The following is a 19,352-nucleotide window of genomic DNA, read 5'->3' on the forward strand; positions in this document are numbered from 1 at the left end:
ACAAGAACTCGAATTCGAAATACGCGGTGAGCAAGGCCGAGGGCGAAGCGGCCGTGCTCGCGGAATTTCCGTCCGCGATCATTGTCCGCCCGTCGATCGTCTTCGGGCCTGAGGATCAATTCTTCAACCGGTTTGCGGCGCTCGCACGCGTAAGCCCCGTCCTACCGCTGGTCGGCGGCGGGCGGACAAAGTTCCAGCCGGTCTTTTCAGGCGATGTCGGCGAAGCTGTCGCAAATGCCGTGACCGGCAGCGGCAAGGCGGGCGAAGTTTATGAACTCGGCGGCCCGCAGGTCGTCACGTTCCGCGAGATCCTCGAATCAACGCTGCAGTATTCCGGACGCCAGAAAATGCTGTTGTCGGTGCCCTTCTGGATGATGAAGCTCCAGGCCTTGCTGACCTGGCCGCTGCCCAACTCGATCCGTCCGGTAACCGTCGACCAGCTGCGGCTGCTGAAGCTCGACAACGTCGTCTCGGATGCGGCCAAACGCGAGGATCGTACCATCGCGGCGCTCGGCGTTCCGCAACCGGCTTCGATCGAGGCGATCGTTCCGCAATATCTCGAGCGGTTTAACCCGAAGGGGCAGTACGCGAGCTATCGCGTCTAAGCTCGTAAGCTCACCGGAAAAACGTCGAGCCGCCCGATGACGAGCGGCTCGTATTGCACGGCTACTTTGAAGCCTATCGCGCGGTTAGTTCAGCGGCGCGATGGCAAGTTCGTCCTCGTGCGCATGACCGATGGCGGCCTGCAGCGTATCCGTCAGCGCGATCGGCGTGCCGTCGGCGGCGTGCAGCGAGAACAGCGGAATGCCCTTCGGCAAACCTTCGATCTGCGGAAACATGTTCAACGCCTCGTCCGAGGTCAGCGTCTTGATGTACGCAACCTCACCGCCGCCGAGACGTGCGAGTTCCAGCTCGGTCATGACGGGCGGCACAACATGGTCAACTGTGGCTCTTGCGGTGGTCTTGTTATTCATGACGCTCTTCCTCCTGGTGTCGAGGCCGGGCTCCAATCACATATCCGGGAGTTGCTGCCATTTGCTCAGGCTGGCCGGATAGCTCGTGTTCCCTGATCCTCCGACGATTCGGTCGCGAGGGCTGTGACGAGAAAGACTCTCTAGGTCCGGGTTTTGATCCGTCCAGGCGGTCCGATCTCTATTCGTCTAACGAGCCGCTCAGGCTCCAACCGTTGCAAATCGATCGCCAAAAGGCCGTTTGCCAGATCCGCGCTTTTGACTTCGATGCCGTCGGCAAGGACGAAAGTCCGCGAAAACTGTCGCGCCGCGATCCCCCGATAGAGGTACTCGCGCGTCTTGTCGTCCTGCTGCTTGCCGCGAATTGTCAGCTGCTTGTCCTCGATGGTGATTTCGAGATCGTCTCGAGTGAAGCCTGCAACCGCCAGCGTGATCCGCAACAGCCCGGCCTCTTCGCCGTCCGCGGCAATGCGTTCGATGTTGTAAGGCGGGTAACCGTCGCTTCCACCTTTGGCGGCGCGATCGATCAGTCTTTCGATTTCCTCAAAACCCAGCAAAAGCGGGTTTGAAAGCGTAGCCATGCGTGTCATTCGAAGGCCCTTTTCTAAGCGACCGTCTTCGGGGCGCCGAACCGGCCGCCCCTTCGGGCCCTAGCATCGCTGCCTAGGACCGTTTGATGAAGATATGGGAGGCGATGGGCCGTCTTCAAGCGGCAGACACAACTCTCTGAGAGCATTGCCACAATGGCGGCACGGTGGGGCGGCGTTTCGCCTTAGTCCCGCCCGTCTGCGGGGGCATCAAGCAGGCCTGATTTGGACCGTCAGCGAGGGATTTTCGATGGCCGCGACGAAGAAGCGTGGGGCGCTACGCACAGGACTTCTAGTGCTCGGAATGGCGATGGCCGTGGCAGCCAACTCGGCGGTTGCAGCGGACCCAGATAAGTCGATCGATGCCGACGTCAACCTCACGCCGCAGGAAACGGCGGAGAAAGAGGCGCGCAAGGCGTGCAAGGTCGACATCTGCAAGGCGCTGCATTCGAAGGACGCGTCCGGCGATATCGCCTGCCATGTGATCAAAAGCTGGCGCAAGGAACAGCTCGTCAAGCTTGTCGGCAAGCTGAAGGTCACCTGGCCTTACGACGGCGCGCAATGCGCGATGCAACTCAGCGTAAAGCGCGATGACCTCGTCCGCGCCATGACGGAGCCGAAGGTCGAAATCGAATTTCAGAAGCACACCGTCACGTGCACGATCGCGAGCGAGAAAAAAGGCGCGACGGATTTCAAATTCGATCTGACGCCGAAGGTGACGTTCGAGAACGGCAAGGCGACGAAGGCACGTGCGAACTGGGGCAAGATCGAAGCGCCGACGTTGATCAAGAGCGCCATGTGGACGGCGACCGCCGCCGACAACACCGTCAATCTGCTCTCAAGCACGATCGTCACGGAAGTTAACGACTTCGTGTCCAGGCGTTGTGATGAAGTGAAGGATCAGTGGGCAGCGCAGCATTAGCGCAAAATCGCTGGCGGAGAATGAACCGTTATATTGTTATTAGCCCCGCTTATCGCGCGGTAACGCAAATACGATTGGCGTTTATTTCACAAGCCAATTACATAAGGCGCCGTAGTGAAGCTTTGCACTGACACTCTTGGAGGAACCCATGAAGACGTGGTCGAAGCCTGAAGTACGCGAGCAGGAAGTTGGTCTCGAAGTGACCAGCTATCTTCCGGCTGAAATCGACGTCATCTGAATTCGGATGGTGTTGACCTAACGGTCGAATATCGGGCGGTGACCGATCCTTCGGTCACCGCTTTTTTATGTCCGGCTTCGACTGCGATTATCCCGCGTTCTCGATTGCGGCGCGCTTTTCTTCGAGTTCAAGCCACTGCGTCTCGGCGGTTTCGAGCTGCTGCTGCGCATCCGCGAGGCGTGCATTCGTCTTTTCGAATGCGGAACGGTCACGCGTATAAAGTCCTGCGTCCGCGAGTTTTGCCGACAGCGTTTTGATTTCAGCTTCGAGCTTGGCGATTTCATCCGGCAATATCGAAAGCGCGTGCTTTTCCTTGTAGGAGAGCTTGCCTTTCGCGGCGGCCGGTGCGCCCGCCGGAGCATCGTCAGAAGCTTTGCGCGCCACCGTCGTTGCTTCTTGTTTCGGTGCCTTTTTCAGATCCTCGCCATTGCGCTGGGCAAGCATGTCGGAATATCCGCCCGCGTATTCCGTCCATCGGCCGTCGCCGGTCGGCGCAAGCACGCTCGTGACGATGCGATCGAGAAAATCGCGGTCGTGACTGACGAGCAGCAGTGTCCCCGGATAATCGGCCAGAAGCTCTTGCAGCAGATCGAGCGTCTCAAGATCGAGATCGTTCGTCGGTTCGTCGAGCACGAGCACGTTGGAAGGTTTTGCAAGCGCGCGCGCCAGCATGAGCCGAGCCCGCTCGCCGCCCGACAGCACGCGGATCGGCGACAGCCGCTGCTCCGGCAAGAACAGGAAGTCCTTCATGTAGCTCGCGACGTGGCGCGCCTTGCCGTTGATGACCACCTGATCGCCGCGCCCGCCCGTCAGCGCATCGGAAACGGTCCAGTTCGGATCGAGTTCGTCGCGCCTTTGATCGAGCGCGACGATTTCGAGATTGGCGCCGTGGCGGATCGTGCCGCTGTCCGGCGCGAGCTGCCCGGTCAGCAGTTTGATCAGCGTTGTCTTGCCGGCGCCGTTCGGGCCGACGATGCCGAGCCGGTCGCCGCGCATGACGCGCAAGTTGAGGTCGGACACGATCTCGCGACCGTCATAGCCTTTCGAGACGTTCGAGGTTTCCACGACGAGCTTGCCGGAAATATTGCCCTCCGCCAGGTCGAGACGGGCTGCGCCGACGACGAAGCGACGGTCGCGCACCTCCTGCCGCATCGCACGAAGCTCGCGCACGCGCCGGACGTTGCGTTTGCGACGGCCCGTGACGCCGCCATGCATCCACTGATCTTCGCGCACGATTTTGCGGTCGAGCTTGTGGCGTTCGATTTCTTCTTCTTCGAGAACCTTGTCGCGCCAGTCCTCGAACGCTGCGAACCCCTGTTCCAGACGGCGCGTCTTGCCGCGATCGAGCCACACGGTCGCGCGCGACAGCGTTTCGAGAAAGCGACGATCGTGGCTGATAAGAAGCAGCGCCGAGCGGCTCGCCTGCAGCGTCTTTTCAAGCCACTCGATAGCGGTGAGATCGAGATGGTTCGTCGGCTCGTCGAGCAGCAGAACGTCGGGCTTCGAAACCAGAACGCGTGCCAGCGCGGCGCGGCGTGCTTCGCCGCCCGAGAGCTGGTCCGGATTATCGTCGCCCGAAAGCCCAAGCTCGCCGATCAGATATTCCGCCGAATAGGGATCGTCCGTCGGGCCGAGACCGGCTTCGACATACGCGCGAACCGTATCGAAGCCGTTGAAGTCGGCTTCCTGCGGCAGGTAGCGGATGCTGGCGCCCGGATGCGCGAAACGCTCGCCGCGATCCGGCGTCACGAGCCCCGCCGCGATCTTCAGCAACGTCGATTTGCCGGAGCCGTTGCGCCCGACCAGACAGATGCGGTCGCCGGGCGCTGCAGTCAGCTCCGCGCCTTCGAGCAACGGCGTGCCGCCGAAGGTGAGATGAATGTCTTTGAGCGTCAAAAGAGGAGGTGCCATGCCGGACCTCGTAGCGGTCGCGGAAGGCGCAATCAACTGCGACCGAACGGAATCAGCAAAACGCTGCAGGGATCAGCAGCAGCGGCTGACCTTGCCGCCGTTTTCGCCATACCGGCTCGCCTGGCGTTCGCGGAAGAACTCTTCGTAGGTCATCACCGGCTCGCCCGGATGCACTAGCCGCCGATGTGCAACATAAGACTCGTAATCCGGTACGCCGACCATCAGGCGCGCGGTTCGGGCGAGCGTCGTGCGAAGCATGCAAAATAGGGATGTGTCGGATTTCAGCATCGTTCACTCCGCCGCCACGATGGCGGATTCGCGAGCAGATATATTCGGGTTCGCCAGCGCCTTCGAAATCGCAGCCACGGCAAATCCGAACATCGCGATGACCAGCGCGATCAGCAACGCGGTCAACGTTGCGTTGACGTAATCGTTGAACACGATGCGGCTCATGTCGGCCATCGACTTCGCCGGAGCGAGGATCTGGCCTGCGTCCGACGCGGCACCGAATTTCTCCGCATGCGCCAGAAATCCGATGGCCGGGTTATCGCTGAAAATCTTTTGCCATCCGGCCGTCAGCGTGCAGATCGCAACCCAGACGGCGGGCAGAATGGTCACCCATGCGTAGCGCTCGCGCTTCATCTTAAAGAGCACGACGGTGCATAGAATGAGCGCAATGCAGGCGAGCATCTGATTGGCGATGCCGAACAGCGGCCACAGCGTATTGATGCCGCCAAGCGGATCGACGACGCCCTGGTAGAGAAAATACCCCCAGCCCGCGACCGCAATCGTCGTCGCCACCACGTTCGCGGTCCACGAGCGCGTGTCGCGAAATACGGGCGTAAACGTGCCGATCAAATCCTGGATCATGAAGCGCGCGACGCGCGTGCCGGCGTCGATCGTCGTCAGGATGAACAATGCCTCGAACAGAATGGCGAAGTGATACCAGAAGGCCATCATCGCCTTGCCGCCGATGGCGCTCGAAAGAATTTCTGCCATGCCGACGGCGAGCGTCGGAGCGCCGCCGGTGCGCGACAGGATCGTGCTCTCGCCGACGTCCGCCGCCGCTTGCCGCAGCATGTCGGGCGTCACGGTGAAGCCCCAGCCGGAGATCGCGGCTGCGGCCGTTTCCGGCGTCGTGCCGATGATCGCCGACGGGCTGTTCAGCGCGAAATACAAGCCAGGCTCTAGCGTCGTCGCTGCGACGAGCGCCATGATCGCGACGAAGCTTTCCATCAGCATCGCGCCGTAGCCGATGAAGCGCGCGTTGATCTCATTGTCGAGCATCTTCGGCGTCGTGCCGGACGAGACGAGCGCGTGGAAGCCGGAGATCGCGCCGCACGCGATGGTGATGAACAGGAATGGGAAAAGATTGCCAGCGAACACCGGCCCCGTGCCGTCGACGAATTTCGTCACGGCGGGCATCTTGAGATCGGGCAGGACGAAAAAAATGCCGAGCGCCAGGCACGCGATCGTGCCGATTTTGAGAAACGTCGAGAGATAGTCGCGCGGCGCAAGCAGCATCCAGACCGGCAGCACGGACGCGACGAAGCCATACGCGATCAGCATCATCGAAAGCTGCTCGCCGGAATAGTCGAACATCGCAGCGAGCGCCGGATCTTCCGCAACGTGACGGCCGTAGACGAGCGACAGCAACAGCAACGCAAAGCCGATGAGCGACATCTCGCCGATGCGGCCTGGACGAAGATAGCGGCCGTAGACACCCATCAGCACGCCGATCGGGATCGTCATCACGACGGTGAAGGTCGCCCACGGACTTTGCTTCAGCGCCTTGACGACGACGAGGGCGAGAACGGCGAGCAGAATGACCATGATCAGCAGCACGCCGATCATCGCGACGGTACCAGCAAGCTCACCAAGCTCCGAGCGGATCATGTCGCCCAATGAGCGGCCGTCGCGGCGCGTCGACGCCCAGAGCACGATGAAGTCCTGAACGGCGCCCGCGAACACGACACCGATGACGAGCCACAGCGTTCCGGGCAGGTAGCCCATCTGCGCCGCGAGTACGGGGCCGACGAGTGGGCCTGCGCCCGCAATCGCCGCGAAGTGGTGGCCGAAAAGAACGGTGCGATCCGTCGGACAGTAGTCGAGCCCATCGTTGAAGCGCTGCGCGGGCGTCGGACGGCTGGCATCGAGGCGCACGACGCGGTCGGCAATGAACAGACTGTAAAACCGGTACGCGAGCAGATACGAGCAGATCGCAGCGAGGACGAGCCATATGGCGTTGATCGTCTCTCCGCGTGACAGAGCGACGATGCCAAGCGACATGGCCCCGAGGATCGCGATCGCCGTCCAGGCAAGTTTCGCTCGAATGCCGGTCATCGCGTTTTGTCCCCCGGTGCTCATGTTTTTGTTTGGCGCACGTCTGCTGCGCAACTCAGTCCGGCGAAGACTACCCAAAAAGCTTCCGCTGGTCAGCCGCTCACGACAGCAACGCTGCGCGATTGGCAGCTGCAGGACGGCGGATTCTCAAGAGCGGCGCTCCATTTACGGTCTTCCTTAGCGGCTTGGTAACTGCAACCGGCTGACAAACAAGCATGGCCAAAAAACCTAGCATGCTTGACGACTATCATCGGCAAGGTCAGGAAGCCGCCGCTCGACGCAACCAATCGTCGCTTGGATTGGCGAAGGCGCGCTTCTCCTTGCGCGCACTGAAACCGTATCTCCTCAGCCGTTGGACGGCTTGGGGGCTGATGATCGGAACCTTGCTCGGTCTCGCATCCATTTCACCTTGGACGCCGACGCCCCCGCTTCTTCATGCACTCGCTCGGAGAAATTGCGCGACTGCAAGCGAACTTGGCTTGGCGCCGGCACAGCGTGGCGAGCTTGGGTACTGGGAAAGTAACGACAGGGACGCCGATGGCATCGCCTGTGAAGCGTGGCCGCGTCGGCACAATTAAAATCGCACTGTGGGTATGAAGTCGCGCTGCGAGGAGGGGATCAGTCCGCCTGCGTCGCCTTTGGCAACTTCGGCGTGACATCCTTCGCCCTTCAGCCTCGGCTCGCCGAGCCGAAGCCCGCAGGGCGTAACGCGCGCAGGGTTGGCGTGGCGGCTGCGCGCCAAAATAAAATTGGTGGAGCCAAGCGGGATCGAACCGCTGACCTCTTGCATGCCATGCAAGCGCTCTCCCAGCTGAGCTATGGCCCCAAACCTTTGGGAGCGTAGGAACGTGTCAGTCCGCTACGCAGAACCCGCCTGATAAGTCGTTCAGCGGGAAACTTCAAGAACGTTTGTTGACGGCGATCAGGGCTCTTCGTCGCCCTCACCCGCCGGGCCGCCGATGATGTTGGAAACATCGCCGCCCTCTTCCTCTTCTTCCTCGAGGAAGGTCTCATCGTCGTCGGTGCCGCCGGCATCATCGGTCTCGACGTCGGCGAGCGCCTCTTCGCCCTCGACTGCCGGCAATTCGCCCTCGTCATCAGCCGGAACCGGCTTCTTTGCCTTCTTGGCTGCGAGATCGCGCTGTTCCGCCTGCAGCGCCGCAAGGGCCGCCGGTGACGAGGCGATCACATATTTGCTGCCGCAGAACGGGCAGACGATCGGATCGTGACCGAGATCGTAGAACCGCTCGTCGCAGCTCTGACAGGTTCGCTTCGTCCCGCGCGCTTGCTTGGTCGCCATTAGTCGTGCCTCGAAACTCAGGAATTGAGGGAGCCCGTCTGCCATAGCCGGTGCGGGCTGTCAAAACGAAAAGGTGGAGATTGTCCGGCGTGCGTCAAGGACACCTTGACCCGAGCGCGACAGGAGCGTTGACAGGGCGGCGCGGCGCAGGCCCATATCGCCCGCAAATCATGCGCCCGTTCAGCGCGCCAATCATCTCTTAGCCTGGATTTTCCATCTTGAAAGCCATGACTGCGAAGCCCCTTGCCGTGATGCGTGCGTCTCCGTTGAAGGGCCGCATCCGGCTTCCCGGTGACAAATCGATTTCGCACCGCGCCCTGATTTTCGGGGCGTTGGCGACCGGAACGACACGCATTCGCGGCCTTCTCGAGTCCGAAGACGTCGTCAACACGGCGCGCGCTGTCTCGGCCTTGGGTGCGCCTGCGGAAAAGCGCGGCGACGTGTGGGAAGTGAAGGGGCGCGGCCCCGGCGGACTTCGCCAGCCCACAGAGCCGCTAGATTTCGGCAATTCCGGCACCGGTGCGCGGCTGATGATGGGCGTCATCGCCGGGCATCCGATCACGGTCCAAATGACAGGCGACGCCTCGTTGTCGCGGCGTCCGATGCGTCGCGTGCTCGGGCCTTTGATGCAAATGGGCCTTGAGGTAATCGAAACCGGCAGGGAAATGCTGCCGTTGACGCTGCGCGGAACCAGCGAGCTGATCCCGATCGTCTATCCGTTGCCGGTGCCATCCGCGCAGGTGAAAAGCGCTGTCCTTCTTGCCGGTCTGCATGCGGCGGGCGAGACCACGGTCATCGAGCACGAAGCGACGCGCGATCACACCGAGCGGATGCTTCGCCACTTCGGCGCCAACGTCCGGATCATGGACAAGGAAGGCGGCCGCGCCATCACGATCAGAGGCGATGCCGAGCTGTCCGGACGCGACATTCTCGTGCCTGGCGACCCGTCGTCCGCCGCGTTCCTGGTGGCCGCCGCGTTGATCGTGCCCGGCTCCGACATCACGATCGAAGGCTTGCTCATCAATCCGACGCGCACCGGGCTTTACACGACGTTGCAGGAAATGGGCGGCGACGTCACGCTGTTGAACCAGCGCGAGGAGGGCGGCGAACCCATCGCCGACATTCGCGTTCGCGCGTCCGAGCTGAAGGGTGTCCGCGTGCCGGCCGAGCGTGCGCCGTCGATGATCGACGAATATCCAGTGCTCGCCGCGATTTCGGCGTTCGCGAAGGGCACGACGCAGATGGATGGCCTCGCCGAGCTCAAAGTCAAAGAGAGCGACCGCCTGCAGGCGACGGCGACGGGCCTCGAAGTCAACGGCGTCACGGTACGCATCGATGGCGATAGCCTCATCGTCGAAGGCAAGCAGCGCCTCAAAGGCGGCGGCCTCGTCGCGACACACCTCGATCATCGCATCGCCATGGCGTTTCTGACGGCGGGCCTCGCGAGCGAAAAGCCGATCACCGTCGACGATACGACCATGATCGCGACCAGCTTCCCGGAATTCCGCGGACTGATGGAAACGCTCGGCGCGACGTATCAAGAGGCGCCGGAGCAATGAGGCCTCGCCTGGTCATCGCGATCGATGGGCCGGCGGCGTCCGGCAAGGGAACGGTCGCCAAGAAGCTCGCCGAGCATTTGGGCGTGCCGTATCTCGATACCGGATTGCTGTATCGCGCCGTCGCCCGCGACGTCGAAGCACGGGGCGGCGAGCTTGAAGACGCGGCAGCAGCGGTCTCAGCCGCTCAGTCGATCGATGCGCAGAGCCTGGGCGATCCGGGCTTGCGCGGGCCGCTCGCGGGCGACAAGGCCTCGATCATCGCGAAAATTCCCGCCGTCCGCGCAGCCTTACTGGATTATCAGCGCAACTTCGCCAGAAGCTGCGGCGAGGGCGCCGTCCTCGACGGACGCGATATCGGAACGGTGGTTTGCCCTGAAGCCGACATCAAAATTTTCGTAACGGCCTCGGACGAGGCACGTGCTCAGCGGCGCTATCTGGAACACCAGGGTCGCGGCGAGAATGTCGCCTATGAAGTTGTGCTTGAGGATTTACGCCGTCGCGATGCGCGGGATCGCGATAGAAGCGTGGCGCCGCTCGAAGCCGCAAGAGATGCACTTCACCTCGATACCACCACTCTCGATGCGGATGCCGCATTTGCGGCGGTGCTCGCGTTGATCGCAGCGCAAATAACACGCTAGTCAAACAAGAAGGCGCCCCGTAGGGCGCCTATCCGTTATTTTCCGTTTTCTCTCTTGTACTGGGCGATGTCCTCAGCGGTGACTTCGCTGGAATTGCCGAGCGCTTTGATGCATTCCGACGCGAGCTTATGGCGGTGCTCGCGCATGCACGACTTGAGAGCAGGTGTGCCAAGTTTGAAATTGCTGCAAAACGCAACATAGTCTGCGCTGCAAGCGTCTCTTACGACTTTGCTCACTGCGAACGCCGAGCCCGTAGAAAGCAAAAGCGTGACCGCCGCGAAAATCGCGACTTTCTGCATATCCGTCTCCTTGGAATAAATCATGGCCCTTAACGCCGGCGCGGCGACCGCGGTTCCCCTCGATGCGAACGCACTTTGCAGTGATTCAGATGCATTGCCAAATTACTTTGTGAAATGACGGCGATGAGTTTTATGCAAGCATGTCCGAGAGTTCGCGCGTGCGAATGACTGGCCGATGCCGTCGCCTTTGCGCGTCCAGCCGACGCCCGCGAAACTGATCGCGCACCGCCCCTTGGCTCGATTTCTCGATGCTCGCACATGCAGCGAGTTTTGCTTCAGGTGCTGTCGTGGGGCCTGCTCGTCTTCATTGCGGGACATGCTCATCGCGACGTCGAGCGCCTGGGATGAGCGGCCCGAAAGCGAGCGGCAATTCGCGAAGTGATGGATTTTTGCAACGGCCTCCGGGTGAACCTTGTTTTGATGGTCCGTAGGCGGAATATCGGGGATCAGAGACGTTTCATCCGCTGGGAATCGATAAGTAATCACCCTTTCGAGCTAAACGCATCCGCTGAGTAAGCAGGCGGATAGCGTTCGATCGAGGGGGTGGGCAATGAAGCGCGTGCTTTTATCGATCTTCCTAGCCTGCCTCGCTCCAGCGGCCGGTCTTTGCGATACGGCGGCCGACGATCTGAAGCGCTTCGATCGGTTCGCGACTTACGATTTCAAAACGCAGGAATGCGACGCCGACGAACAGGGGCGATTCCAGTACTCGTGCAAGAACATCGAAACCGGTGATCTCAGCGGCTATCTCAACGCCGACACATTCAAGAAGAGCGCGACAGGCAGGTTTCTCGAAAAATATTGGGGCACGGGAGATCGCCTCAAGTTCATCGGCATCGCCTGCGGTCGCGGCGACACCGAGAGCGACGCCAAGAAGACGGCGACCTTCCGCGCGCACGAACTGGTGCGCCACGCCATCGAAGGCATGGAAACGAATGTTCTCATCGGAGACTTTCAGCCGCTCGGATACCGCAAGGACGAGGAGCGCTATCGCTGCGTCGCAGTCGAGCGCGGGAAAGATACAGCAAGCAACGAGTCGCCGCCGCCAGCCGCTGATACGTCATCGGATGCCGATGACGACACCTCAGCTGCCGACGCGGAAGCCGAGCGGCTCGCAAGCCAGCGCAGAGAGCGTGAGGAACGCCAGCGCATCGCGGCCGAGCGTGAACGGCAAAGCACGACGCTCGTGTTCGACGTCAAAAGCCTCGACAAATATGCAGTGGAATTGTCGTTTTTCTCTGAAACCTATCGCAATCGCGTCTGGCCCGGCGGCTCGCAGATCTACCTGCTGAAAGACAGCAACGTGCACACCTACCGGCTCAACTGCCGCAAGGGAGAAAAGATCTGCTATGGCGCATGGCGGCGCGGCAATCCCAACTCGTGGTGGGGCACAGGCTATGGCGGCCAGAAGGGCTGCACGAACTGCTGCCATATCTGCGGCGGGTCGGCATTTCATACGCTGATGGCCGGGGCCGAAACGCCGTCCGGCGGCGGTTCCGGTGGCAACACGGCGAATGCCCTGGTCGACATCCTGGGCGGTGTCGCCGCTGGTATCGGCGCCGCAAACGCCGTTCGGCCGCAATCAGCTCCTGTTTATCGGCCAACGCCCGCGCCGACGCCCCAGGGCTTGAACCGGCGGCAAAGCACGATTTCGGGCGGGCGCTGAGGCCCGTACTATAAGCCTCAACCCGCCGGATGCCCCTTGCGCGGGGCTACCACCTTCGCTATACCCTCGCGCATTCGACGTCGCCGTCGGATTGGTCATGAGGAAGATCAGCCGGTTGGGACCTGTATAGCAGGCCCGAATTTTGACCGGCAGGGCTGCGGCCCATCACGGCGGCATCATACATCCGACATCCGCGCCCATCGAACAGGCATCGCGCTCGCGCGGGTCTGCTTATTGGCGTTCCAACTGCAATTCGCAGCCTGTTCAAGCAGGCAGTTCAACAACCAGGAGAACGAATGTCCGCCGAAGTATCACGTGAGATGAACCCGTCGCGCGAAGATTTTGCCGCGCTGCTCGCCGAGAGCCTTGCCAAGGACGACCTCTTCGAAGGTTCCGTCGTTAAGGGCAAAATCGTCGGCATCGAAAAAGATATGGCGATCATCGACGTTGGCCTGAAGATGGAAGGCCGCGTCGCGATGAAGGAATTCGGGATCGGCGGCAAGCCGGGCGATCTCAAGGTCGGCGACACCGTCGAAGTCTACCTGGAGCGCGTCGAGAATGCGCTCGGTGAGGCTGTGCTGTCGCGCGACAAGGCCCGCCGTGAAGAAAGCTGGACGCGCCTCGAGCGTCTTTATGAAAAGGGCGAGAAGGTCACCGGCGTGATCTTCAACAAGGTCAAGGGCGGCTTCACAGTCGACCTCGACGGCGCCGTTGCGTTCCTTCCCGGTTCGCAGGTCGATATCCGTCCGGTTCGCGATATCGGGCCGCTGATGCATCAGCAGCAGCCGTTCCAGATCCTGAAGATGGATCGCCGTCGCGGCAACATCGTCGTCTCGCGTCGTTCGGTTCTCGAAGAGAGCCGCGCCGAGCAGCGCACGGAGATCGTCGCGCGTCTCGCCGAAGGCCAGATCATCGACGGCCTCGTCAAGAACATCACCGACTACGGTGCGTTCATTGACCTCGGCGGCATCGACGGCCTGCTGCACGTCACCGACATGGCATGGCGTCGCGTCAATCATCCGTCCGAGATCCTGAACGTCGGCGACACGGTGAAGGTGCAGATCATCCGCATCAACCCGGAAACGCAGCGTATCTCGCTCGGCATGAAGCAGCTGCAGTCGGATCCGTGGTCGTCGATCGAGGCGAAGTATCCGGTCGGCGCACGCGTCAAGGGTACCGTCACGAACATCGCTGACTACGGCGCGTTCGTTGAGCTGGAGCCGGGCGTCGAAGGCCTGATCCACGTCTCGGAAATGAGCTGGACGAAGAAGAACACGCACCCTGGCAAGATCGTCTCGACGAGCCAGCAGGTTGAGGTCCAGGTTCTCGAGGTCGATCCGCAGAAGCGCCGCATCTCGCTTGGTCTCAAGCAGACGCAGGAAAATCCGTGGGATGGTTTCCTGACCGCGCATCCGAAGGGCTCGATCGTCGAAGGTCCGATCCGCAACATCACCGAATTCGGTCTGTTCATCGGCCTCGACAACGGCATCGACGGCATGGTCCACCTTTCCGACCTCGACTGGCAGAAGGCCGGCGACGAAGTCATCAAGGACTACAAGAAGGGTGACAACGTCAAAGCCATCGTGCTCGACGTCGACGGCGCTAAGGAGCGCATCTCGCTCGGCATCAAGCAGCTTGCCGGCGACCCGGCCGATGCCATGGCGAAGTACAAGAAGGGCGACGCCGTGACCTGCACGGTGACGTCGGTCAGCGAAGCCGGCATCGAAGTGAAGATCGCCGACAGCGAATTGACGTCGTTCGTCAAGCGGGGCGACCTCTCGCGCGATCGTTCCGAGCAGCGCCCCGAGCGCTTCAACGTCGGCGACAAGGTCGATGCGGCCGTTATCTCGGTCGACAAGGCGGCACGCCGGATCGCCGTTTCGATCAAGGCGCTCGAGCTTGCCGAAGAGAAGCAGGCGGTGGCTCAGTACGGATCGTCGGATTCGGGCGCTTCGCTCGGCGACATCTTCAAGGCCGCCATCAAGAAGCGCGAAGGTGCTGAAGACGGCGAGTGATCGTTGCCTCTTCAACTGAATTACAAGGCGCGCGGCAATCTTTGTCGCGCGCTTAACTTTATCCGCGGGGCTTCGAGGCGCCTCGGTTGCCCGCGGCCTGAACCTTGCCTACCTTTCGCTCCTTAGAGCGCTTCTTTTATATTTTGCCACGAAATGACGCGTCGTCCGTTGATGGAAAGGCACTCCCCCAATGCTTGAGACGGAAACAGTTTTGGATCGCCGCAGGCTGCGCCGTTCGGTGTCGCTGTGGCGCGCTGCCGGACTAGCCGCGGTTCTCATTGCCATCGGCGCGCTGACGCTTGGCGGCGACAAACTCGCGACGCTCGCCGGCGAAAAGCAGATCGCGCGCATCACGATCGAAGGCACGATCTCGGAAGACCGCGATCAGCTCAAGATGCTCAAGGACATCGCCGATGACTCCAGCGTCGCCGGCGTGCTCATGTATGTGAACAGCCCCGGCGGCACGACGACGGGCGGCGAGGCACTGTACGAAGGCCTGCGCGCGCTCTCGGCAAAGAAGCCGATCGTCGCCCAGTTCGGCACGGTCGCGGCATCGGCCGCCTACATCGCTGGCATCGCCACCGACCACATCGTGGCGCGTGGCAACTCGATCACCGGCTCCGTCGGCGTCATCGTCCAGTGGCCCGAATTCGTGCAGCTCCTCGACAAGGTCGGCGTCAAGGTCAACGAGGTGAAGAGCGGCGTGCTCAAGGCGTCGCCGTCGCCGTTCGAGCCGCTGACGGAAGGCGGCAAGCAGGTTGCGCAGGGCATGGTCAACGACGGCTTCAAATGGTTCGTCGGCCTCGTCGAAACCCGCCGTGGCGTCAAGGCTGCCGACATTCCGGGCCTTCTGGACGGCCGCGTTTTCTCGGGCCGCGAGGCGCTGCAGGCCAAGCTCGTCGACCAGATCGGCGGTGAAGACGAGGCCGTTAAATGGTTGAAAGACGAGAAAAACGTGCCGCAGAGCGCCAAGCTCGTCGACTGGAAGCCCTCGACCCCCAATAGCTACGGCTTCGCCGGGATGTCGGGCCAAATCGCCGGATTTTTGCTCGGTTCCAGCGCCGGAGACCTGGTAAATTTCCTCAGCCAGGAGCGCTCGTTTTCGACGCTTGGTCTTGACGGTCTTCTTTCAGTTTGGCATCCTTCTGAAAAATAAGGAGAAATGATCGCTGTTGCTGGGGAGCGAGACGTGATCAAATCGGAACTCGTACAAAAAATTGCGACTGCAAATCCGCATCTTTATCATCGCGATGTGGAACGCATCATCAACGTGATCTTCGATGAGATCGTTGACGCGCTGTCGCGAGGAGATCGCGTCGAGCTGCGTGGGTTCGGTGCTTTCACGGTGAAGCATCGCGCGTCTCGTCAGGGACGCAATCCGCGCACGGGAACGACCGTGGCGGTGGCTGAAAAGTTCGTGCCGTTTTTCAAAACCGGCAAAGAGCTTCGCGATCGTCTGAATACGCTCAACGGTCAACACGCCGCGTAAGCTGACGTCGAAAGTAGCGAGGTAGAATTGTGGTCAGGCGTTTATTGGCGCTCTTCGTTGCGTTTCCTCTTGGGGCCATTCTCATCGCGATCGCCGTTTCGAACCGGCAACCGGTCGCGCTGATCCTCGATCCGTTTGTGCCGGAAAATCCCGCGCTTTCGATCGAGCTTCCGTTCTATGCTTATCTGCTCGGCGCGCTTGTCGTCGGCGTCATTCTCGGCGGCGTCGCGACGTGGATGGGACAGAGCCGTTGGCGCCAGACGGCTCGCGCGCAAGGTCAGCGCGCACAGCGCTGGCAAGCCGAAGCCGATCGTCTGACGCGCGAGCGCGACACCAGCGCCACCGCAACGAGATCCGACCTCGCAATCGCGGGCCGGTGAAGCAGTGAGACTTCCATGACGTTCGACGCGTTGACGCTGTTCGGTCTCGTCGCCGTATCGTTGATGCTGCTGTTCTACACGTTCGAGGAGAGCAGCCCTTGGTGCATCTTCGGTTTTGCAATCGCCTGTGCGATGGGATCGATCTACGGCTTCCTGCAGGGCGCGTGGCCGTTCGGACTGGTGGAAGGCGTTTGGACATTCATCGCACTGAAGCGCTGGCAAAAACGTCGCCTGGTCGGCGCGCCCGCCGCGTAACGGCTGACTTATGACGACCGAAGCCAAGATTTGCGGAATCAAAACGCGCGAAGCGTTGACGGCTGCCCTTGACGGGCACGCCGATTACGTCGGCTTCGTCTTTTTCGCGCCGAGCCCTCGCCATCTCGATATCGCGACGGCGCGACGCCTCGCGGACGAAGCACGTGGCAAAGCCAAAATCGTTGCACTGACGGTCGATGCGGATGACGCAACGCTCGACGAAATCTCGAACGCAATCGCGCCGGATTTCTTCCAGCTTCACGGTCACGAAACGCCGGAACGTGTCGCCGGCGTGAAAACGAAATTCAGACGCAAGATCATCAAGGCGATTCCCGTTCGCACGTCGGAAGACGCAGCACGCGCCGAAGCTTATACGAAAGTCGCTGATCTGATCCTTTTCGACGCCAAGGCGCCAGCCGGTGCGACGCGGCCCGGAGGACACGGACAGGTGTTCGATTGGACGCTTCTCGACGCCGTTTCCCGTGATATGCCGTTTATGCTGTCGGGCGGCCTCACGCCCGGCAACATCCAGGAAGCGATGCAGGCGACACATGCGCAAGCCGTCGATGTTTCCTCGGGCGTTGAATCGGCGCCGGGCATCAAAGACGCGGAGCTGATCCGCCGCTTTCTTCACGCCGTAAAGACGGCTAAGCAGGGCTGACAGGATCAACGCGATTTCGCGGCTTAGGTAGGTTGATGGCGACGACGCAAAAGAAGGCCGAGGAAGCGAAGCTCAACAGCTACGCGACCGGCCCGGACGACAAAGGCTTCTTCGGTATTTTCGGCGGCCGCTTCGTGGCTGAAACCTTGATGCCGCTGATCCTCGATCTCGAGCGCGCCTACGACGCCGCGAAGGCCGATCCCGAGTTTCAACGCGAGATCGATTTTCTCAATCGCCATTACGGCGGCCGCCCGAGCCCGCTCTATCACGCCGAGCGTTTGAGCGCCGAGCTTGGCGGCGCAAAGATCTATTTCAAGCGCGAAGAGCTGAACCACACGGGCTCGCACAAGATCAACAACTGCCTTGGGCAAATCCTGCTCGCGCGGCGCATGGGCAAGACGCGCATCATCGCCGAGACGGGGGCCGGTCAGCACGGCGTCGCCGTCGCGACCGTTTGCGCCAAATACGGAATGCCGTGCGAAATCTACATGGGCGCGACCGACGTCGAGCGTCAGGCGCCGAACGTCGCGCGCATGGCGTTGCTCGGCGCGAAGCTCAACCCGGTGACGTCCGGAGCAGGCACGCTCAAGGACGCGATGAACGAAGCCTTGCGCGACTGGGTGACGAACGTCCGCGACACTTATTATTTGATCGGCACCGCAGCCGGTCCGCATCCTTATCCGGCGATGGTTCGCGACTTTCAGGCGATCATCGGCAACGAGGTTCGCGCGCAGATGCTCGAAGCGGAAGGGCGTTTGCCGGACACGATCGTCGCGTGCATCGGCGGCGGCTCGAACGCGATCGGAATTTTCCATCCCTTCCTCGACGACAAGGACGTCGCGATTTACGGCGTCGAAGCCGGCGGTCACGGGCTGAATGTCGAGAACGGGCACGCCGCGTCGATGAACGGCGGATCACCGGGCGTTCTGCACGGAAACCGCACCTACCTTTTGCAGGATGGCGACGGGCAGATCCTCGAAGGCCATTCGATTTCGGCCGGACTTGATTACCCGGGCGTCGGACCGGAGCACGCCTGGCTGAAGGATATCGGCCGCGTGACCTACGTTCCCGCAACCGACACGGAAGCGCTCGACGCGCTTCGGATTTGCACGCAGCTCGAAGGCATCATTCCGGCGCTGGAGTCGAGCCACGCATTGGCCTACGTGATGAAGCTCGCGCCGACGTTGCCGAAAGACAATCTGTTGGTGGTCAACATTTCGGGCCGTGGCGACAAGGACCTGGCCACCGTCGCCAAACACCTCGGCATGAAGATCTGAATGATGACCCAACCCACTCGCATCGACGCGCGCTTCGCGGCGCTAAAGACAGAGAAGCGCCCGGCTCTGATCACCTTCGTCACGGCGGGCGATCCCGATCTCGAGACGAGCAAGACCATCCTCGCGGGGCTCGCGAACGCGGGCGCCGACGTCATCGAGCTGGGCATGCCGTTCTCCGATCCGATGGCGGATGGACCGGCGATTCAGGCCTCCTCGCAACGCGCGTTGAAGGCCGGCCATACGATGGTCAAAACGCTGCAGATGGTGCGCGACTTCCGCGCCAAAGATGATGCGACCCCGATCGTATTGATGGGCTACTACAACCCGATCTACGTCTACGGGAATGAACGCTTCATCGCCGACGCGAAGGCTGCGGGCGTTGATGGCTTGATCGTCGTCGACGTGCCGCCAGAAGCGGACGACGAGCTTTGCCTGCCCGCGCTGCAGGCCGGGCTGAACTTTATCCGCCTCGCGACCCCGACGACCGACCAGCACCGTCTGCCGACCGTCCTCCAGAACACGTCCGGTTTTGTATATTATGTCTCGATCACCGGTATTACCGGCGCCGCCGCCCCTGTCGTAAACGACGTTCAGAAACAGGTTGCCGCGATCAAAAGCGCCACACCGCTGCCTGTGGTTGTAGGATTTGGCGTCAGATCCGGCGATCAGGCCCGCGCCCTGGGACAAACCGCCGATGGCGTCGTCGTTGGCTCGGCAATCGTCTCGAAAATCGAGAAATCCTTGGGGGCAAAGGGCGAAGCCACCCCCCGGACGACCGAAGATGTGCTGGAACTGGTGAAAGAGTTAAGCTCAGCCATACGCGGCGGCTAGCACAGCGAGG

General features: G+C 61.5%; 22 protein-coding genes and 1 tRNA gene. 15 read left to right on the forward strand and 8 right to left on the reverse strand.

Annotated elements, in window-relative coordinates; genetic code table 11:
• Positions 1 to 605: NAD-dependent epimerase/dehydratase family protein (locus tag HYPGJ_RS17590; RefSeq protein WP_046848538.1), on the forward strand; the 605-nt coding region annotated here is incomplete at its 5' end.
• Positions 606 to 689: 84 nt separating this feature from the next.
• Here HYPGJ_RS17590 and HYPGJ_RS17595 read toward each other — a convergent pair.
• Both HYPGJ_RS17595 and HYPGJ_RS17600 read right to left on the reverse strand, forming a co-directional pair.
• Positions 690 to 974: a DUF1150 domain-containing protein gene (locus tag HYPGJ_RS17595; RefSeq protein WP_013216293.1), complete on the reverse strand. Its 285-nt coding sequence runs from the start codon at positions 972 to 974 to the stop codon at positions 690 to 692.
• Between the two features lie 140 nt (positions 975 to 1,114).
• On the reverse strand, positions 1,115 to 1,561 hold the full coding sequence (locus HYPGJ_RS17600; RefSeq protein WP_046848539.1) for an Hsp20 family protein: 447 nt from the start codon (positions 1,559 to 1,561) through the stop codon (positions 1,115 to 1,117).
• Between the two features lie 247 nt (positions 1,562 to 1,808).
• Between HYPGJ_RS17600 and HYPGJ_RS17605 the strand changes: the two genes are divergently transcribed.
• Both HYPGJ_RS17605 and pqqA read left to right on the forward strand, forming a co-directional pair.
• On the forward strand, positions 1,809 to 2,480 hold the full coding sequence (locus tag HYPGJ_RS17605; protein WP_046848540.1) for a hypothetical protein: 672 nt from the start codon (positions 1,809 to 1,811) through the stop codon (positions 2,478 to 2,480).
• A 148-nt stretch (positions 2,481 to 2,628) separates the two neighbouring features.
• Positions 2,629 to 2,718: a pyrroloquinoline quinone precursor peptide PqqA gene (gene pqqA, locus HYPGJ_RS17610; protein ID WP_015598624.1), complete on the forward strand. Its 90-nt coding sequence runs from the start codon at positions 2,629 to 2,631 to the stop codon at positions 2,716 to 2,718.
• A gap of 87 nt (positions 2,719 to 2,805) precedes the next feature.
• Here the strand turns inward: pqqA and HYPGJ_RS17615 are convergent, their stop codons facing one another.
• The 3 genes from HYPGJ_RS17615 to HYPGJ_RS17625 form a co-directional block, all read right to left on the reverse strand.
• On the reverse strand, positions 2,806 to 4,629 hold the full coding sequence (locus HYPGJ_RS17615; RefSeq protein ID WP_046848541.1) for an ATP-binding cassette domain-containing protein: 1,824 nt from the start codon (positions 4,627 to 4,629) through the stop codon (positions 2,806 to 2,808).
• A 72-nt stretch (positions 4,630 to 4,701) separates the two neighbouring features.
• Positions 4,702 to 4,917 (reverse strand): YbdD/YjiX family protein, encoded by a 216-nt coding sequence (locus HYPGJ_RS17620; RefSeq protein ID WP_083984203.1) that lies wholly within the window; start codon positions 4,915 to 4,917, stop codon positions 4,702 to 4,704.
• Between the two features lie 3 nt (positions 4,918 to 4,920).
• Entirely contained in the window at positions 4,921 to 6,972 is a 2,052-nt protein-coding gene (locus HYPGJ_RS17625) for a carbon starvation CstA family protein (protein ID WP_046848543.1), read from the reverse strand.
• Between the two features lie 215 nt (positions 6,973 to 7,187).
• Between HYPGJ_RS17625 and HYPGJ_RS19520 the strand changes: the two genes are divergently transcribed.
• The gene (locus HYPGJ_RS19520) at positions 7,188 to 7,550 is read left to right on the forward strand and encodes an excalibur calcium-binding domain-containing protein (protein WP_052750966.1); all 363 of its coding nucleotides are present in this window, start codon (positions 7,188 to 7,190) and stop codon (positions 7,548 to 7,550) included.
• A gap of 172 nt (positions 7,551 to 7,722) precedes the next feature.
• Here HYPGJ_RS19520 and HYPGJ_RS17635 read toward each other — a convergent pair.
• Together HYPGJ_RS17635 and HYPGJ_RS17640 are read right to left on the reverse strand one after the other, a co-directional pair.
• A tRNA-Ala gene (locus HYPGJ_RS17635) sits at positions 7,723 to 7,798 on the reverse strand.
• A 96-nt stretch (positions 7,799 to 7,894) separates the two neighbouring features.
• Positions 7,895 to 8,272: a TIGR02300 family protein gene (locus HYPGJ_RS17640; RefSeq protein WP_046848544.1), complete on the reverse strand. Its 378-nt coding sequence runs from the start codon at positions 8,270 to 8,272 to the stop codon at positions 7,895 to 7,897.
• Between the two features lie 218 nt (positions 8,273 to 8,490).
• On the opposite strand from HYPGJ_RS17640, the gene aroA reads away from it, so the two are divergent.
• Together aroA and cmk are read left to right on the forward strand one after the other, a co-directional pair.
• A complete protein-coding gene (gene aroA / locus HYPGJ_RS17645) occupies positions 8,491 to 9,831 on the forward strand; it encodes a 3-phosphoshikimate 1-carboxyvinyltransferase (protein WP_200185785.1) in 1,341 nt (446 codons plus the stop codon).
• An 8-nt stretch (positions 9,832 to 9,839) separates the two neighbouring features.
• Positions 9,840 to 10,469, forward strand: a complete 630-nt coding sequence (gene cmk / locus HYPGJ_RS17650; RefSeq protein ID WP_046848656.1) for a (d)CMP kinase — start codon at positions 9,840 to 9,842, stop codon at positions 10,467 to 10,469.
• 35 nt (positions 10,470 to 10,504) lie between these two features.
• On the opposite strand, the gene HYPGJ_RS17655 is transcribed toward cmk, so the two are convergent.
• Positions 10,505 to 10,792 (reverse strand): hypothetical protein, encoded by a 288-nt coding sequence (locus HYPGJ_RS17655; RefSeq protein ID WP_244466281.1) that lies wholly within the window; start codon positions 10,790 to 10,792, stop codon positions 10,505 to 10,507.
• Positions 10,793 to 11,318: 526 nt separating this feature from the next.
• Between HYPGJ_RS17655 and HYPGJ_RS18510 the strand changes: the two genes are divergently transcribed.
• The 9 genes from HYPGJ_RS18510 to trpA all read left to right on the forward strand — a co-directional run bounded on the left by HYPGJ_RS18510 (position 11,319) and on the right by trpA (position 19,342).
• Complete coding sequence (locus HYPGJ_RS18510) at positions 11,319 to 12,434, forward strand: hypothetical protein (protein WP_052750967.1); 1,116 nt, start codon at positions 11,319 to 11,321, stop codon at positions 12,432 to 12,434.
• 296 nt (positions 12,435 to 12,730) lie between these two features.
• The gene (rpsA, locus tag HYPGJ_RS17670) at positions 12,731 to 14,449 is read left to right on the forward strand and encodes a 30S ribosomal protein S1 (RefSeq protein WP_046848547.1); all 1,719 of its coding nucleotides are present in this window, start codon (positions 12,731 to 12,733) and stop codon (positions 14,447 to 14,449) included.
• Between the two features lie 190 nt (positions 14,450 to 14,639).
• Positions 14,640 to 15,605, forward strand: coding sequence for a signal peptide peptidase SppA (sppA, locus tag HYPGJ_RS17675; RefSeq protein ID WP_046848548.1), 966 nt, complete (start codon positions 14,640 to 14,642; stop codon positions 15,603 to 15,605).
• Between the two features lie 33 nt (positions 15,606 to 15,638).
• Entirely contained in the window at positions 15,639 to 15,938 is a 300-nt protein-coding gene (gene ihfB, locus HYPGJ_RS17680) for an integration host factor subunit beta (protein WP_013216279.1), read from the forward strand.
• 29 nt (positions 15,939 to 15,967) lie between these two features.
• Complete coding sequence (locus HYPGJ_RS17685) at positions 15,968 to 16,318, forward strand: lipopolysaccharide assembly protein LapA domain-containing protein (RefSeq protein WP_046848549.1); 351 nt, start codon at positions 15,968 to 15,970, stop codon at positions 16,316 to 16,318.
• Positions 16,319 to 16,333: 15 nt separating this feature from the next.
• Entirely contained in the window at positions 16,334 to 16,573 is a 240-nt protein-coding gene (locus HYPGJ_RS17690; RefSeq protein WP_046848550.1) for a hypothetical protein, read from the forward strand.
• A gap of 10 nt (positions 16,574 to 16,583) precedes the next feature.
• Positions 16,584 to 17,234 (forward strand): phosphoribosylanthranilate isomerase, encoded by a 651-nt coding sequence (locus HYPGJ_RS17695; RefSeq protein ID WP_046848551.1) that lies wholly within the window; start codon positions 16,584 to 16,586, stop codon positions 17,232 to 17,234.
• 35 nt (positions 17,235 to 17,269) lie between these two features.
• On the forward strand, positions 17,270 to 18,511 hold the full coding sequence (gene trpB / locus HYPGJ_RS17700) for a tryptophan synthase subunit beta (RefSeq protein ID WP_046848552.1): 1,242 nt from the start codon (positions 17,270 to 17,272) through the stop codon (positions 18,509 to 18,511).
• Between the two features lie 3 nt (positions 18,512 to 18,514).
• Positions 18,515 to 19,342, forward strand: coding sequence for a tryptophan synthase subunit alpha (gene trpA / locus HYPGJ_RS17705; protein ID WP_046848659.1), 828 nt, complete (start codon positions 18,515 to 18,517; stop codon positions 19,340 to 19,342).
• Positions 19,343 to 19,352 lie beyond the last annotated feature (10 nt).

The sequence above is a fragment of the Hyphomicrobium sp. GJ21 genome (assembly GCF_001006785.1).
Taxonomy (GTDB): Bacteria; Pseudomonadota; Alphaproteobacteria; order Rhizobiales; family Hyphomicrobiaceae; genus Hyphomicrobium_B.